Source organism: Gluconobacter frateurii, from assembly GCF_002723955.1.
GTDB classification, from domain to species: Bacteria; Pseudomonadota; Alphaproteobacteria; order Acetobacterales; family Acetobacteraceae; genus Gluconobacter; species Gluconobacter frateurii.
The window spans coordinates 124,611-140,858 of record NZ_BEWN01000003.1; the positions used below are offsets into that span (position 1 = coordinate 124,611).

15 protein-coding genes are annotated in these 16,248 nt (G+C 55.1%); 7 read left to right on the forward strand and 8 right to left on the reverse strand.

Translation table 11 applies throughout. The features are described 5' to 3' along the window. The first annotated feature begins 77 nt into the window (after positions 1–77). Genes GFR01_RS09375 through GFR01_RS09385 form a run of 3 tightly spaced genes read left to right on the forward strand, consistent with a single transcriptional unit; the run spans position 78 to position 2,001 of the window. Positions 78–596 (forward strand): hypothetical protein, encoded by a 519-nt coding sequence (locus GFR01_RS09375; protein WP_244902229.1) that lies wholly within the window; start codon positions 78–80, stop codon positions 594–596. Further along, the gene (locus GFR01_RS09380) at positions 593–1,492 is read left to right on the forward strand and encodes a cytochrome-c peroxidase (protein WP_099182232.1); all 900 of its coding nucleotides are present in this window, start codon (positions 593–595) and stop codon (positions 1,490–1,492) included. The genes GFR01_RS09375 and GFR01_RS09380 overlap by 4 nt, the downstream gene beginning before the upstream one ends. A gap of 50 nt (positions 1,493–1,542) precedes the next feature. After that, positions 1,543–2,001, forward strand: coding sequence for a c-type cytochrome (locus GFR01_RS09385; RefSeq protein ID WP_099182233.1), 459 nt, complete (start codon positions 1,543–1,545; stop codon positions 1,999–2,001). A 258-nt stretch (positions 2,002–2,259) separates the two neighbouring features. Here GFR01_RS09385 and zigA read toward each other — a convergent pair whose 3' ends face one another. Next, positions 2,260–3,459 (reverse strand): zinc metallochaperone GTPase ZigA, encoded by a 1,200-nt coding sequence (gene zigA / locus GFR01_RS09390; RefSeq protein WP_099182234.1) that lies wholly within the window; start codon positions 3,457–3,459, stop codon positions 2,260–2,262. Between the two features lie 96 nt (positions 3,460–3,555). Here zigA and GFR01_RS09395 point away from each other — a divergent pair, with 96 nt between their 5' ends. The 3 genes from GFR01_RS09395 to GFR01_RS09405 all read left to right on the forward strand — a co-directional run bounded on the left by GFR01_RS09395 (position 3,556) and on the right by GFR01_RS09405 (position 6,946). Then, on the forward strand, positions 3,556–4,170 hold the full coding sequence (locus tag GFR01_RS09395) for a DUF1826 domain-containing protein (RefSeq protein WP_099182235.1): 615 nt from the start codon (positions 3,556–3,558) through the stop codon (positions 4,168–4,170). A 4-nt stretch (positions 4,171–4,174) separates the two neighbouring features. Further along, complete coding sequence (locus GFR01_RS09400; RefSeq protein WP_099182236.1) at positions 4,175–4,741, forward strand: hypothetical protein; 567 nt, start codon at positions 4,175–4,177, stop codon at positions 4,739–4,741. A gap of 111 nt (positions 4,742–4,852) precedes the next feature. Continuing rightward, positions 4,853–6,946, forward strand: a complete 2,094-nt coding sequence (locus GFR01_RS09405) for a phosphocholine-specific phospholipase C (protein WP_099182237.1) — start codon at positions 4,853–4,855, stop codon at positions 6,944–6,946. Positions 6,947–6,996: 50 nt separating this feature from the next. Here the strand turns inward: GFR01_RS09405 and nadC are convergent, their stop codons facing one another. From nadC to GFR01_RS09440, 7 genes are all read right to left on the reverse strand, one after another. Further along, a complete protein-coding gene (gene nadC, locus GFR01_RS09410) occupies positions 6,997–7,854 on the reverse strand; it encodes a carboxylating nicotinate-nucleotide diphosphorylase (RefSeq protein WP_099182238.1) in 858 nt (285 codons plus the stop codon). Then, entirely contained in the window at positions 7,851–9,332 is a 1,482-nt protein-coding gene (locus GFR01_RS09415; RefSeq protein WP_099182239.1) for an L-aspartate oxidase, read from the reverse strand. Before GFR01_RS09415 ends, nadC begins: the two co-directional genes overlap by 4 nt. 2 nt (positions 9,333–9,334) lie before the next feature. Further along, a complete protein-coding gene (gene nadA, locus GFR01_RS09420; RefSeq protein WP_099182240.1) occupies positions 9,335–10,318 on the reverse strand; it encodes a quinolinate synthase NadA in 984 nt (327 codons plus the stop codon). 80 nt (positions 10,319–10,398) lie between these two features. Continuing rightward, positions 10,399–11,283 (reverse strand): NUDIX hydrolase, encoded by an 885-nt coding sequence (locus GFR01_RS09425; protein ID WP_099182474.1) that lies wholly within the window; start codon positions 11,281–11,283, stop codon positions 10,399–10,401. 98 nt (positions 11,284–11,381) lie between these two features. After that, positions 11,382–12,452, reverse strand: a complete 1,071-nt coding sequence (locus tag GFR01_RS09430; RefSeq protein ID WP_099182241.1) for an NAD(P)-dependent alcohol dehydrogenase — start codon at positions 12,450–12,452, stop codon at positions 11,382–11,384. 102 nt (positions 12,453–12,554) lie between these two features. Continuing rightward, positions 12,555–13,913 (reverse strand): amidohydrolase family protein, encoded by a 1,359-nt coding sequence (locus tag GFR01_RS09435; protein ID WP_099182242.1) that lies wholly within the window; start codon positions 13,911–13,913, stop codon positions 12,555–12,557. Continuing rightward, positions 13,910–14,917, reverse strand: a complete 1,008-nt coding sequence (locus tag GFR01_RS09440) for an ABC transporter substrate-binding protein (RefSeq protein WP_099182243.1) — start codon at positions 14,915–14,917, stop codon at positions 13,910–13,912. Before GFR01_RS09440 ends, GFR01_RS09435 begins: the two co-directional genes overlap by 4 nt. Before the next feature lie 317 nt (positions 14,918–15,234). Here GFR01_RS09440 and GFR01_RS09445 point away from each other — a divergent pair, with 317 nt between their 5' ends. Further along, positions 15,235–16,245, forward strand: coding sequence for an isopenicillin N synthase family dioxygenase (locus tag GFR01_RS09445; protein ID WP_099182244.1), 1,011 nt, complete (start codon positions 15,235–15,237; stop codon positions 16,243–16,245). The last annotated feature ends 3 nt before the right edge of the window (positions 16,246–16,248 follow it).

Here is a 16,248-nt window from a genome sequence, read left to right on the forward strand (position 1 = left end):
CGATGCCGTTATGGCTCTGGAAAAGTCCGTAAATCTGGTGCTTCATGATGAGACTGCTGCTGATCAGGACATTCATCATGAAGCGTATCTTTGTTCCCCTGTCTCTCGCTCTGTTTGCCTGTTATGGAAGTTCAGCACGGGCCGACGACGCAAGTTGCAAGAGTGGCCCGCATCCCCTGCCCGCAGGATATGAAGGATGGAGCAATCCCTCCTCTTTGAACGCCGCAACTCAGGCTGACGGTCTTCCTGCCAGCACACTAACATTGGGCCACGCCGCCAAAATCCACCTTGCTCACACGCCGGAGGTGCATTTCGCCCAGCGGCCGGCTGAGCCGGGAGGAAGTGTCAGCTACAGTGGCATGGTGGCGTTTGAGGTCCCTAAAGACGGGACATACCGGGTGATGCTCCCAAACAAGACGTGGATTGATGTTCTGGGTGGCACTGCTCCGGCAAGCTCGACCCATCATCAACATGGTCCTGACTGCTCCGGCATTCGCAAGATGGTTGATTTCTCACTCAAGACAGGGACCTACATCCTGCAGCTTGCTGGCAGTGGCCAGCAGGATATTCCGGTGATGGTGTCTGCTGTTCCGTGAAGTTCTCTGGTCTGACTCTGCTGGTGGCCACATTGAGTTGGTTGCCAGCGCCAACTTTCGCTGCTTCCCTGTCTCCGGAGACAGCAAAGAGAGAACTGGGCCATCGTCTCTTCTACGATGCGGATCTGTCTCTGGATGGCAGTATGTCCTGCGCCACATGTCACGAGCAGAGACATGCCTTTTCTGACGGAAATTCAACACATCCTGGCGTTACAGATGAGCAGGGCATCCGAAACGTCCCCGCTCTTGCCAATGTTGGGGCATTTCAGAGCCTTACGTGGATAGATCAGCATGTCACCTCTCTTGAAAAACAGCTTTTCATCCCTTTGAGTGGTCATCATCCGGTTGAGATGGGGATGACTGATATGGCGGAACTCTCCCGGCGTCTCTCAGGAAATTCCTGTTACCGTGCTCTGTTTGCAATCGCCTTTCCGGACAAATCCAGCGTCATAGATGCTGAACACGTGTCTCAGGCAGTAGCAGCGTTTGAGCGCATTCTGGTCTCAGAGAGCGCACTGTGGGACCAGCCCGGGCACAGAGAGACACCTCAGCAACAGCGGGGCGAGGAACTGTTTTTCGGAAGAGCGAAATGCAGTTCCTGTCATGCGCCTCCTCTGTTCATGGATCAGCACTTTCACGTGCTTTCTGTTAGTCAGAACGGCCCCATAAGAACGCCGTCTCTTCGCAATGTGGAAGTCACGGCTCCGTATTTGCATGATGGATCTGCACCAACACTGGTTGCGGCCATTCAGGCACACGCGGGTGCAGGCGATTTATCGAAGCTGGAAATAGAAAGTATTTCTGATTTTCTATCTCTTCTGACAGATCATACGTTTCTATCGCGTCAGGACTTCGCCTTGCCTGCCGAACAATGCCCTGTCAGGATTGCGCCCTGAAGGATCTCACATCTCCACGATTTGACGCTATGATATTTCGGATCGCACCTATGTTTAAATTTAACGCCTTCCTTCTGACCGCTGCATTAGGGGCGTTTTCTGTCGCGCAGGCAGAAGACGGTCTGGCGATTTACAACAGCCGCTGTAGCGTCTGCCACCAATCGGCGGGAATTGGCTCTCCCAGCCAGTTTCCTCCGCTCAGTGGTCGCATCGGTAAGATCGCCGGTTCTCCCGAAGGTAAAACCTACCTGACCCATGTTCTGCTGAATGGACTTCACGGAGCTCTTGAAGCGTCGGATGTGAGCTATATGGGCTATATGCCGCCCTTCAAGTCCTTGACTGACGCAGAACTCGCTGCGGTTCTGACCTATGTATCCTCGTTGAATACCCCCGGTACGTCCCCTGTCTTTTCTGCAGACGAGTTCAAGGTGCAGCGTTCTAAGTCGATGAAGGCCAATGACATCCTGTCGGAACGTGAAGCGCTGGATGCTCTGCATCCCCTGCCCTGATCCGGGATACAGCTCTTTCGTTTTGCTCAGACATAATCATTTGGGAGCCAACACCAGGATGGTCAGGCATGACAGGACAAACATTCCTGTTCGATGCCTGAAAGGCTCCTGACATCATGCGCTAGCTGAGGAAGTATCGGGTCTGCTCCAGCGGAATATTTGATGGAGCGGTAGAAATATCGGCCTTTTATAGGTTGAGCCGCATGACAACACCGCCCTTACGGGAGAGCATTCAGTAAGACTTAGGGACGATTGGCATTATTCCCAGACAGGAAATGGATCTGGAAGACTGTCAAAGTGCCAGGACATAAAAATGCCGTCTATAGCATCTGGCATCAGGCAATTATCCAGCGCTGCCCGAATATCTGCTTCCTCCATGTCCGCGCCAATAAAGACAAGTTCCTGCCGCCGATCGCCATATGTGTCGTCCCAATATTTTGCGAGTGTTTCTCGCCAAGCGGCATCATCAGGCCAGGACTGCTGCGGCACGCTGCTCCACCATCGGCCTGCGGCCTGATTTCGGGCCAGCGCACCTGCAATGCTCAGTTCACCGACCCAGTCCGGTCGCGTCGCCAGCCAGAAATAGCCTTTGACGCGCACGACACCTGGCCATGACTGTTCAATGAATTGTGCAAAGGCTTGGGGTGAGAACGGACGACGGGCTCTGTAAACAAAGCTTGAAATTCCGTATTCCTGCGTTTCCGGAGCATGGTCTGCATGACCATAGAGTTCCTTGAACCACATCGGATGCTGATGAGCCCGATCAAAGTCGAAATGGCCGGTGTTGAGGACCTTGTCCAAAGAAACCTTGCTCTGATTGGTTTCGATGACTTCTGCGTCCCTGTTGAGCGATCTGATGATGAGGCGAGCTGCTTCCCGCTGTTCGGGCGTTGCCGTGTCCGTCTTGTTCAGAAGCACGACATCGGCGAACTCGATCTGCTCCACAAGAAGGTCAACAAGTGCCCGTTCGTCATCTTCTCCCGCAACTTCGCCGCGGTCTTTCAGGAAATCCGTCGAACCGTAATCGCCGAGCAGGTTAACCGCATCCACAACTGTCACCATGGTATCGAGGCGCGCGATATCGCTGAGGCTACGGCCGTCCTCGTCCCGAAACTCGAAGGTTGCCGCGACAGGAAGTGGTTCTGCGATGCCCGTTGATTCGATCAGCAGATAATCGAACCGCTGTTCACGAGCCAGTCGATCGACTTCCTGTAGAAGATCATCCCGTAAGGTGCAGCAGATACATCCATTACTCATCTCGACAAGCTTCTCGTCGGTGCGGGAAAGATCACTCCCTCCCTGTCGCACCAGATCCGCATCAATGTTTACTTCGCTCATATCATTGACGATGACTGCGACTTTCCGACCTTCGCGGTTGTTCAGGATATGATTGAGGAGTGTAGTTTTTCCAGCACCGAGAAAACCGGAGAGAACGGTAACGGGCAATCGGTCATCCATGATGACTAAAGCTCCTTGATGGAATGAACGGTCTTGCGTGAAAGGCTTATATTGTTATGATATAACATATCAATATGTAAGAGCGATTTTGTTGAGATGTCCTCATGCCCAACGCGCCACCAGATGGTCAGCCAATTGTCTTTCTCGGCAATACTCTCCCCGGAACGCACGATTGCCGTTCATTCTCAAACCCTTGCTGAGTCTGTCAGGAGAGCCTCCGAGAGTCATCTCCGGCATGGCGCACGGCTGGTCATGGCTCAGGGGACGCTTGAGACTATCAGTAGCGTTCTGGCCGAAGCTTTTCCGGATGAGACCTTCCCCTTGTTGGCAGATATGATTGACCTGGCAAGTCGATATCAGGAGGTCTCCGGGCATCAGGCGTTACGCGTTCGCCTTGAAAAAGTGACGACTGACAGTTGCCGGAAATTCCATGTTGACTGTGTGGGGCTGCGATTGCTCCGCGCGTATGTCGGCCCTGGTGTTGAATGGACGACAGATGGAGGTTTGAACATTCATCAGCCCCCGGAAGGAGCCGTTGTCTTTCTCAAAGGAAAGCATTTTCCGGGATGGTCTGAAGCAACCAGTGTCCGCCATCGCTCGCCACGTTTATCGGCTCTACCGCTGGAGAAACGCTACAGGCTTCTTCTGACGATTGACGAAGCTGATACGTGTGGAGCGTCCATGGACGCTCCTGTGATGATTGCGACCTAACATCATGTTTGTGATTGAAAGCTGGCCTGATCCTGTCCTCGCCGATGCCCCGCGTGTCAGGGCCTCAAGTCGACCGGAAATTCTCGTAGACATCGCCAGGACCGATCTGGACATGGTTGTCTGGACCCGGAAAGTGCCGAACGACTGGCAGCAGAGATTGCAGGTTCATCAACTTCCTGCGGAAGATCTTTTTCTGGACGGGACACTCAATGATATTCTGAGTCAGTTGAAGGTTTCCGCCATCCGTGAGCGCTATCCGGCCTTCATGATTGAAGATGTGGAGCAGACGGCAGCTCTGGCTGCAGCATTTGCTGTCTCGGACAGGATGGTCTTGCGGCTGACATCAGACAAACAGCCAGAGCAGCAGTTCGGGAAAGCCAAACTGCGGGCGTTTTGCTGCTATGGAGCTGGGCAACTCTATTGGAAGTCGGGAACGTTTAATGGTTACGATCCGACCAATAGTCTGGCTCCTTTTGATCTTGCGTTCGTTCCTTCATGGAGTGGGAACAGGGTGCGCGTCAGCTGCGATGCCAGTCCACAGGCTGTGTATCTTGCGTTGTCTGTTCTCTGAAAGCGCATGTTCACAAAACAAACATAAAATATCCTGCTCTTGCCTCGTGATTTCCTGAAGGCAGACTGTTAATCGTTCCCCCAATTCTGACTACTCGAGAGAGATGATCCGGTGACCGTAAAACTCGACCGTCGTGGCCTTCTGGGCCTTGGTGCCGGCTTTTCCCTGAGCGCCCTCCTGCCCTCAATCCAGCGTGCCCGCGCCATTCCTGCGCATCGTGAGAGCGGAACGCTTGAGGACGTGCAGCATATTGTCGTGCTGATGCAGGAAAACCGTTCGTTCGACCATTACCTTGGCCATCTTTCAGGCGTTCGCGGTTACGGAGATCGGCACGTTGTTCGCGGACCGGGCGGTGAATCCATCTGGTGGCAGCAACGGCAAAAGGCGGAAAACGGCTGGATAACCCCGTTTCATTTGCCAACCCAGACGTCAAGCGCGGAATGCGTGATAGACCTCGACCATAGCTGGTCGCCAACGCATGCAGCGATCAACAAGGGCTGGAACAACCAGTGGCCTCGTCACAAAAAAGATATGACGATGGGGTACTACACGCGCGAAGATATTCCCTTCCACTACGCATTGGCGGACGCCTTCACAGTCTGCGACCACTACTTCTGCTCCACACCAACCCAGACGCATCCAAACCGCTTCTATCTGATGTCCGGGATGGTGGATCCGAATGCGACGGGTGGCGGTCCCATTCTCGATAACGTGGACTGGGTGGACCGGGAATTTTACCCCAAGGTGCCAGATCCGTTTACCTGGACAACCTATCCGGAGCGTTTGCAGGACGCTGGCGTCTCTTGGCAGGTGTATCAGCAGGGTCTTTCTGGCGCGGATATTGAAAACGGAAATTTCGGCACGAATGTGCTGATGTGTTTCAAGAAATTTGCTGAGGCACAGCCGGGCTCCGCGCTTCATGACCGCGCCATGACGGCCCGGACACTGGATCATCTCAAACAGGATGTGCTGGCCGACAAACTTCCACAGGTTTCCTGGATTTTACCACCCGCCGCGTATTCCGAACATCCGCGCTGGACGCCCGGATATGGGGCGACGTTTATCGCGCATGCTCTTGATGCCCTGACGGCAAATCCCGAGGTCTGGGCCAAGACCGTCTTTCTGGTCATGTATGACGAGAATGACGGCTACTTTGATCACATGCCGCCGCCACAGCCTCCGACCCCGGTCCTACCCGGCATCAGCACGGTTTCAACCGAAGGAGAGATCCACAGGCATCTTCAGAACTTTGAAACGCAGCGCTATAAGCCCGACAATCTACCTTACGGCCTTGGCCCGCGCGTTCCTGCATTTGCGATCTCGCCTTGGAGCACAGGCGGTTTTGTCTGCTCGGAAGTCTTTGATCACACATCGGTCATTCGCTTCATTGAGAGCCGGTTTGGCGTCAGGGAAACCAACATTACGCCTTGGCGTCGTGCGGTTTGCGGCGATCTGACCAGCGCGTTTGACTTCTCTCGCAAGAGCCATGTGAAAGTCCCGCTCCCCGATACGGCTGCATACAAGAAAATCGCAGATGCCTCCTGCAAGCTGCCCAACCCTGTCATTCCTCATCAGAGCACATTGGATGACATCGGAGATCAGGAGCGTGGTGCGCGCCCTGCCCGTCCGTTGCCATACAATCTGACTGTAGATCTGGTTGAAGACACCTCTAATGCGATGGCGTTAGAGATCCGAAATACGGGGACAGTCGGTGCCAGCTTCTATGTCTATCGGGACGGCACAACTGAGACGCCTCGCCGTCACACGGTAGAGCCCGGTAAATCCATCGTGGATCGTTGGGATATCTCGCATAAAGACCAGCATGACTTCACGGTGCTCGGCCCGAATGGCTTCGCGCGGTATTTCAAGCGTGCTGTCCCGTCAACGCTAGTCGTGCGGGCTCACAATCAGGGCGAGACGGGCCATCTTGTTCTTGACCTGAAGAATACTGGCACGACCGATAAAAACGTGCTGATTAAGGATAACGCTTACGGTACAGAAGACAGGCTCCTCTCCTTAGCAGCCGGACAGACACTGACTCTGTCTCTCGATCTGAGCTCAAGCCATCAATGGTATGATGTGAGCGTATCGGCCGATGATGAAACCGGTAATCGCCAACGCTTCGCAGGTCATGTGGAAACTGGTCGCGCCAGCATTACAGACCCTGTCATGGGTGCAGTCATGGCCCATCAGACCGCCGGCTGAGTTTGAAACCCTGAGGGCTACTTTCGAGTAGCCTCAGAAGGCCGCCAGTTTTAGCCCTCAATATCCAGCCCGATATCGAGAGCCTTGACGGTATGCGTTAGCCAGCCGAGGGAAATGATATCGACACCGGTTTCCGCAATCGGGCGAACTGTTTCAGGGGTGACGCCGCCTGATGCTTCCGCGATACCTCGTCCATCTATTAACCTGACAGCCTGACGCAACTGGTCCGGGCTCATATTGTCGAGAAGATACGCGTCTGCTCCCCCGGCAGACAGGGCTTCGTCAAGCTGCTCTAGTGTATCAACCTCAAGCTCGATTTTCACGAGATGCCCCGCACGGTTACGGGCTCTGGTCAGGGCAGCAGACACACCGCCACACAGTGCCAGATGGTTGTCCTTGATCAAGATGGCATCATCCAGTCTGTAGCGGTGGCTGGATCCTCCACCGGCCCGAACTGCATATTTCTGAACGGCCTTCATCCCGGGGAGTGTCTTGCGCGTACAGCAGATGCGCACGCCGGTCCCATTAACCGCATCCACAATTTCGCGCGTGGCTGTTGCAATGCCACTGAGATGAGACAGAAGATTCAGCGCGGTTCGCTCACCAGCGAGAACGGTTCCAGCCCCTCCTTCGACAACTGCCAGAACATCACCGGCAACGATCTGCTCCCCATCGCTCTTCTGAGGCAGGAACCGAACGCTCTTATCCAGGAGAGTGAAAGCAAGTTCAGCCCCTTTCAGGCCCGCAAGCACACCCGTTTTTCGGGCACAGAAGATGGCCTGCAATCGTCGTTCGGGGTCTAGAAGTGCCTGCGTCGTGACATCGCCTCCTGTTCCCAGATCTTCCAGAAGTGCAGTACGGACCAGAGGCTCCCAGAGAAGATCTGGCAGAAAAGTCTGGAATGTCATGAGAGTAATCTTTCAGGAACAGGGAGGTCTGAGAACGTAAGAGTTGTTCGGTAAGGATCTGTTATTTCAGGATAATCTGTCCGGTAATGACTTCCTCGGCTCTCGCGTCGTTTGAGCGCGGACTGAGCGACAAGGGCCGCCACGAGGGCACCGTCGTTTGTTTCGACGTCCGGTAGAGCTGCATGAAGGAGCGTCTGAAGGCCGGTTTCGTCTCTGAGAATTCCAGCATACTCACTCATGAGTTTCGGTATCTGACCTGAAAACTGCGAGTGAGCCTGACGGGTCGGTACAGAGCGAAGGAGTATGTGCTGATAGCCGACATGGTCGATATCTTCCGCTGCCCATTGTCCCGTCAGGAAGGCTTCCAGCAGGGAATTGCTGGCCAGACGGTTTGCACCATGAAGACCGGTGCAGGCTGCTTCACCTGCCGCCCAGACGCCGGAAACAGAGGTGCGTCCGCGCGCGTCCACGTCTAGGCCGCCCATGTGATAATGCATCGCGGGGCTTACCGGGATGGGGCTTTTCTCTGGATCGACGCCAATGGCATGGCAGGCTGCGGTAATGGCCGGAAACTGCTGACTGAACACTGTCTCCCTCAAACGCCGCCCATCCAGAAAAACGTCATGTCCTTCGCGGATATGAGCAAAAATCGCTCTGGCCACGACATCCCGAGATTGTAGCTCGTCCGTAAAGCGCTCGCCTTTTTCATTCACAAGAATGGCCCCGGCACCTCGAACGGCTTCACTGACAAGTGGGCGCCGTCCCGTCATCGAACCAGTTTTCAGGGCCGTAGGATGGAACTGGGTGAACTCCATATCAGCCACCCGCGCGCCCGCTCGAGCAGCGTGAGCAAGACCTGATCCGCTCACTGTGGATGGACTGGTGGCCTCGCTGTAAAGTGCTCCTATTCCTCCAGAGGCTACAAGACACGCAGATGTGGGCAGGAAACCTGCGGATGTATGGACGCCTCGCAGCCGGCCATCCTGAACCATGAACCCCTTCAGGCTGGTGTCTTCCAGCACTGTAATGTTCTCCCGGGCCAGCACGCGTCTGATGAGCGTCTGCATGATGGCCGCGCCGCTCCCATCGCCTCCGATGTGCAGAATGCGCTTGCGGGAATGCGCAGCTTCCAGATGCAGGTCCAAGACGCCGTTTTTCCGCGCGAATGGAACACCCCAGTCCAGCAGTGTCTGGATGACCTGCGGCGCTGCGGTTGTTACGCGCCTCACAACTTCAGGCACACTCAGACCCGCGCCAGCAGCCAACGTATCCGCTGCATGCAGCTCTGGGAAGTCATCCGAACCGATGGCTGCCGCGATCCCTCCCTGTGCCAGAGAGCTGGCGGCCTCCAGCCCCAATGGTGACGGTGTGAGGATGACGCAGGGTTGGCGCAGATGGAGTGCAGCGGACAGGCCGGCCAATCCTGCCCCAACAATCACGGGCTGACCGGCGAGAGCGCTCAGAAGAGCCTTGCTCATAGCTAGATCGCCAGCATCCGTTCTACGGCCGCTCGGGCAGGTGCTTCAAGAGCGGAGGGAATGGTGACGGGTGTCTCCATATTTTCCAGAGCGCGACGAATGCCAGCCAGCGTGATGCGCTTCATGTGTGGGCACAGGTTGCACGGGCGCACAAACTCTGTCTCCGGATTGAGTGTCGTCAGATTGTCGCTCATCGAGCATTCGGTCACGAGCAGCACCTTTTCCGGCTTCTGTGTGGCCACATAGTCAATCATGTTGGCTGTCGAGCCTGAATAATCGGCTTCAGCCACCACCTCGGGCGGGCATTCCGGGTGGGCTATGATCGTCACGCCGGGGTGCATGCGCCGATACTGGCGAATTTCCTGCGGCGTAAAACGTTCGTGCACTTCGCAGTGGCCCGGCCACGTGAGCATTTCAATGCCGGTTTCGTTCTGGATGTTCTGTGCCAGAAATTCATCCGGGATCATGATGACGCGCGGCACATTCAGGCTTTCGACAACGCGTTTCGCGTTTCCGGATGTGCAGCACACGTCTGTTTCGGCTTTCACGTCAGCGGTGCTGTTGACGTAAGTCACGACCGGAACGCCGGGATAACGCTCTTTCATTTTCCGCACGTCTTCGGCCGTAATGCTCTCTGCTAACGAGCAACCTGCCCGCTCGTCGGGGATCAGAACGGTTTTGTCGGAATTCATGAGCTTGGCGGTTTCCGCCATGAAGTGAACGCCCGCCATGACGATTACATCGGCTTCAAGATCCTGAGCGTCACGCGCGAGAGCAAGGCTGTCTCCGCGGATATCGGCCACGCAATGAAAGATTTCGGGTGTCTGATAGTTGTGAGCGAGAATGACTGCGTTGCGTTCCTGCTTCAGGCGCAGAATGGCTTCGATATCATCCGCATAAAGACGCTCCCAATCCTCCCGGGCCATCAGGCGGGAGACGGGTTCGTACAGCCTGTCTCGGCTTTGCAAGGCACTTGGACCGCCCATGATGGACTCCATAAACTATTATGCTCTTATTGAGCATATATTATCTTACTCCATCAGCAACACGTCCATGCAACACATTTTCAGGAGATCTCCCCCAAGGGGAGCTTGGCACCCGAAAGATAACAGTTTTCAGAATTCTCCCGGCGGAACCTGTAAAGCCGCGCAGGACGTCCCTGCACACCGCTTTCGTAGCGGTCCGTTTCTTCTACAAGTTGTTGATTTTGCACAAGGCGTCGGAAATTTTGCTTGTGCATGAGACGACCCGACAGGGCCTCCATGGCTTGCTGAAGATGTAGGAGTGTAAACTCTTCGGGAACCAGTTCGAAAACGGCTGGCGTATAGCGAATTTTTGCGCGCAGCCGTGAAAGCGCTGTCGCGAGAATGCGTCGATGGTCCCAAAGCATCGGCTGGCCATTGATCTGCGATACGGTTTCTCGCCCTGCCTCCGGTACCAAACCTGCTTCCCAGAGTAGTTCATATCGCTCCAGAACCGCATCGTCATTCCAGTTCTCACCATTCAGCCCAAATGCCTGATTGCAGCGTTCAAGCCTTGCGGGTTGATCGCCAGCCCAGCCTTTCAGCCGATCTTCAATGGTCTTCAGGACCGTAAGGCAGGCATTGGTCCGGCGATCTTCCCATGGGAAATAATTATACCAGCTCTGCCAGCCACCCTGCGTCTGTCCGTCCCGGGTCAGGGCCATGTAGGAAATACGAACCAGCCTGTCTTGCTGAGCCAGTGCAGCATCCCCGAACGTATAAAGCTGTTCCACATGCCCCAGTCGAAAGCCTGTCTGCTGCTCGACCCAGTGCCTCAGGCCGCGCTGAAGAGACGTGTGCTCGGTTTCCAGCGGCCCGGCTGGCAGGCAACGCCCATTTTGAAGAGTCAGAACTTCTGGCATGCCGTTCCGCAATGTTGTCAGAACGGCAACCAGTTCGGCACGGCAGGTTGCTACGTGGTGATCCATGCTGAGATCGTGCCTTTTTACCACAGGATCAGTCTTTACACTCATAGAGTTCGTTTTCTGCGAAACAGGCTGGAAATCATCTGTTTCGCAGAACGATATCAGTCTTCGAGTGTTGCTGGCATGGAGGCCATGTCGATGACGAACCGGTACTTCACATCGGAGCGAAGCACGCGGTCATAGGCTTCATTGATTTCATCCATGCGAATGACTTCAATATCGCTGGTGATGTTATGTTTTCCGCAGAAATCAAGCATTTCCTGCGTCTCCTGGATCCCACCAATGGCCGATCCTGCAAGGCTGCGGCGCTTGGCGACAAGGCTGAAAGCCCCGATGGACATTGGCTTTTCTGGAAGGCCGACCAGAACCATGTGTCCGTCCTGCTTCAGAAGCGCGAGATAGGCGTTGATGTCGTGGTCGGCGGAGACGGCATCCAGAATGAAGTCAAACCGGTTCGCTTCTGCCGCCATGGCATCGGAATCACGGGAGATGACAACCCGGTGTGCGCCGAGACGCTTGCCGTCTTCGATTTTGCCAGGCGACGTCGTGAACAGCGTCACTTCTGCCCCCAGCGCTACGGCAAATTTGACGGCCATATGCCCAAGCCCGCCAAGCCCAACGACACCAACTTTGTGGCCTACGCCGATCTTCCAGTGCGCTAGCGGAGACCAGGTTGTAATGCCCGCGCAGAGCAGAGGTGCCGCAGCGGCTGGATCCAGATTTTCGGGAATGCGAAGAACAAATCCCTCATCCGCGACAACCGCACGAGAATAACCGCCATATGTGTGGGCGCCTTCTACGGGAAATGACGTGTCAGGGCTGTTGTAGGTCCAGGTCGGACCAGCATCGCAATACTGCTCGAGTCCCGCTTCGCAGGACGCACAGGACCGACATGAATCAACCATGCAGCCGACGCCAACCAGATCTCCAGCCTTAAAGCGGGTGACGTCACGTCCTACGGCACTGACACGCCCGACGATCTCGTGACCCGGAACGACCGGATATGAGGCAGGGCCCCACTCGCTTCGGGCCGTATGAATGTCCGAATGGCAGACCCCGCAATGCGTGATGTCAATCTGAACATCCAGAGGGCCGCAGTCACGGCGTTCAAAAGCAAATGGCGTCAGCGGTGACGTCGGGCTGGAAGCGGCATAGCCAACGCAGGTCAGCATGGAATTTCCTTTTCTGGGAAGACAGCTGGGAATTCAAACGAGACAGGCACGAATACCAGAAGACGAGCTTCAGCCATAGGTCATGCCCTGCATTGGTTCCTGTCACGAAACTGCGAGGCACCCCACAACGCTTCTCGCCTCCGCCAGAAGTGCCTCGAGATCCAGTCCTGGAATCATTCCATCTACAACAACGGGCTTCCCATCCATCAGGACGTGCCGGACGGTTGTGGCTCCAGAGACAACTGGTGCAATCAGCGGATCATGCATCCCTGCACATCGTGGGGCATCCAGACTATGAATGACCAGATCTGCCGTTGCTCCGACTTCTATCCGGCCCACATCTGGAAGCCCCAGAATGGTGGCTCCTTCTGACGTGGACCACCGCATGACATCTTCGGCTGTTACAGCCCCTGCTCCCTGAACCGCGCGATGGACCATCCAGGCACAGTGCATTTCTGCACTCATGTCACAGGCTTCATTCGACGCTGCCCCATCGACAGCCAGAGAGATGCGCCCTCCCAAGGCATCCAGAGCGGGTGCGGGCGCAATTCCTGAACCAAGTCGACAATTACTTTGCGGGCAATGCGCCATGCCGGTGCCCGTCTGGGCAAGGAGCTTGAGTTCGCTCTCATCCAGATGGACCAGATGTGCGAACCACACGTCATTTCCGACCCAGCCATGCTCCGCTACGAACTGGACGGGCCGCATATTGTATGTTTCCAGGCAGAACCTGACGTAATTATCCGTCTCCGACAGGTGCGAATGCAGTGGAATGCCCATACTTCGTGCCGCCACGGCCATCTGCCGCAATTCGTCCGGCGTGACGCCCCATGTGGGCGTATTGGGCGCCAGAGCAATCCGACGTTTCGCGTTCGGCCCGGACTGATGATACCGGCTGACAAGCGCATCGACGCGCTTGAGCATGACATCCAAAGTTTCGGTCGGGGCAGGAATAACTTCGTCCGTATCGAATTTTCTGGCCCGTGTTGTCCCTCCTCGCGCCAGAACGTACCGAAGGCCCAGATCTTCGGCAGCATCGAACAGAACAGAAGCCGGGTCGTAAGCATACATGTCTGCAAACAGGTAATGATGGTCCGCAACCGTGGTACAGCCTGAGAGGAGCAACTCCACCATCCCGACCCGCGCGGCGACATTCAGGGCCCGCTCGTCGATGCGGCTCCAGTAGGTGTTGGGAACAAGGCGCAGCCAAGGCTCAAGCGGCTTGTTGATAGCAGTCGGGACGGCCTTGAGAACACTCTGGAACAGATGATGATGCGTGCTGATCAGGCCGGGCGAAACAACGCCGCCCTTGGCGTCAAGCACTGTTTCTCCGTCCCGTGGAGACAACTCGCCAATTTCGACAATTTTCCCATCGCGGATGCGAAGACTTCCCTTTCTTCTGGCTGGTTCACCTTTCAGGCCCGTCAGAATACCGCAGGTGTTGTGGATAAGGAGCGTCATGTGGGCATGATCCGGAGGTTGTCTACAAATTCTGTTGTGAAGGCGCTTTTCCAGTCTGCATCGGCTGGGAGAAGGTTTTGACTGACCATGAAATCCCGTGTCGCCTGCCATCGGGCAGTCGTCATCGCGCCCAGTCCTTTTGTTCGGACATCGTCCGACAGAAGAACGTCCGCTTTCTTCAGCCCTTCGTAACCGAATGTCAGGTGTTCTAGCGTCATGTTCGGATTGGCTTTCAGGATTAAGCTATTTCCTGGTGTGGGGTCTTTAAAATAGTCGTTCCAGCCCAGCAGAGACGCCTTTACGAAGCTGTTCACCTTGCCTTTGTCTGTCTTCACCATCTGCTGGGTGGTGACCATCGGGGCGCCATAAGGCGGGTATCCCAGATCCTTGAACAGGAAGAACTCGACCGCCATTCCTTTCAATTTCGCATCCCACAGCTCAGATGACGCGTAAGCCTGCACGGCCATGGTTTTATCGAAAAAGAAAGGTTGGAGATTGAAAGAGTAAGGCCTCGCCTGCTCTTCCGCATAGCCAGAGCGTTTCCTGAGCCATGGCCAGAATGTCGCATGTGAAGATGATGCAATCAGGATTGGATGATTTTTGAGCTGCTGAAGATCAGTAACGCCAGCATGCGTCATCAGCCCTTGCTGGTCATGCTGAAACGTACTCGCTACGGCAACGAGGGGAATGCCAGACGCGACAGCAGAGAGAAGCTGGAAGTCATATCCGGTGATGAAGTCGGCTCGTCCCGCGGCAAGGAGCTGTGGGACATTCATCTGCGGACTGGCTGCCTCGATTGTGACGTCCAGCCCTTCCCGCTCATAATACTCTTTGGCAAGCGCCTGATAAAAACCGCCGAATTCTGCCTGTGCGTACCAGGATGTGACGAGCTTGACGGGCGTCCCAGCAGCGCGCGCTGTTTGAATAAACGGCATAGAAAGCGCGCCAAGACCGGCGGTCAAGCCAAGCAGAGACTGGCGACGACCAAGCATGTTTCTGGACATAAGGGGACATTCTCCCGTTTCTTTGTGGGTACAGTTTATGAACCGAAATGAATTTTCCGGAAGTCTCTATTTGCGATTGATCTGATGCTGTTTTGACGACGACATTTTGGAATTGACAGCTCATGCTTCGATATGATTTGAATTCAGAACGAGTATAAGCGGTCGGGATCTCCAAGAAGATTTTGGGCATTGCTCCAGCAGGTCTGCGCAACAGGCTTGGATGGAGGAATATGTTCGGAGCCACCCCCGTTTGTCCCCCATCCATTGTACGCGTGGTCCTTGCTGTCTTTCGTCAGGCATAAGGAGAGACTGAGCAGATGAGCACCTCAGCCACGACATCCATGAGTGAAATTGAGACCGAGCGTCGCATTGGCGGAGCTGGAACCAATATCGTCAGAGACATTCCCAGAATTGACCTGTCGTCATTCGAAGAGCGTAAGAAGGAAATCGCCGACGCTCTATGGTCGGCTGCGACTGACATTGGATTTTTCCAGGTCTATAATCACGGCATTCCGCAGGACGACATTGACCGTGCATTTTCTCTGGCCGAGCAGTTTTTCGCTCTTCCGACAGAGACAAAAGCAACTCTTCCGTTGAAGCCAGGCACCAATGCTGGTTGGGAGTTTCGGGAACAGGTCAGACCCTCAACAGGTACCCCCGACCATAAAGAATCCTTCCAGATCACTCTTCCGCGCATGAAGGGGCTGTGGCCTCAGGATGCGGATATTGCCGGTTTTCAAGGATTTCTCACGCAGTTCGAACATCAGAACTGGCTGCTGGGAATGAAAATCCTGTCGTGTTTTGCGATGAAGCTCGGCTTCGATGAGGATTTTTTCACATCGCGGCATGAGCCGTCTTCGCCGGATTATCAGTGTACCCTGCGCCTCATCCACTACATGAGCATGGAAAATGCCCAACCCGCAGACTTTGAAAACTGGCGCGCCGGAGCACATTCAGATTTTGACTGCCTGACCCTGCTCCATCAACGTACTGGTGAAGGCGGATTACAGGTCTGTCCGGGTAAGGATGTTGATAGTGGGGCTTGGACGGACGTCGAGCCAGCCACCGGTTACGTGACTTGCAATATCGGGGACATGCTGATGCGCTGGAGTGATGACAAACTCCTTTCCACTCTGCATCGTGTCCGGATGCCGAAAGCCGGTGAATATCTCGGAGAACGGTTGTCCATCCCGTTTTTCTGTCAGGCCAACCGCGATGCGATCATTCAGGGGCCAGACAAGAAATACGCGGCTATCTCGGCCCAGAATTATCTTCTTGAACGTCTTCAGGCCAATTTCACCGCGTTGCAAAAAGCCAAGTCTTCATAACAC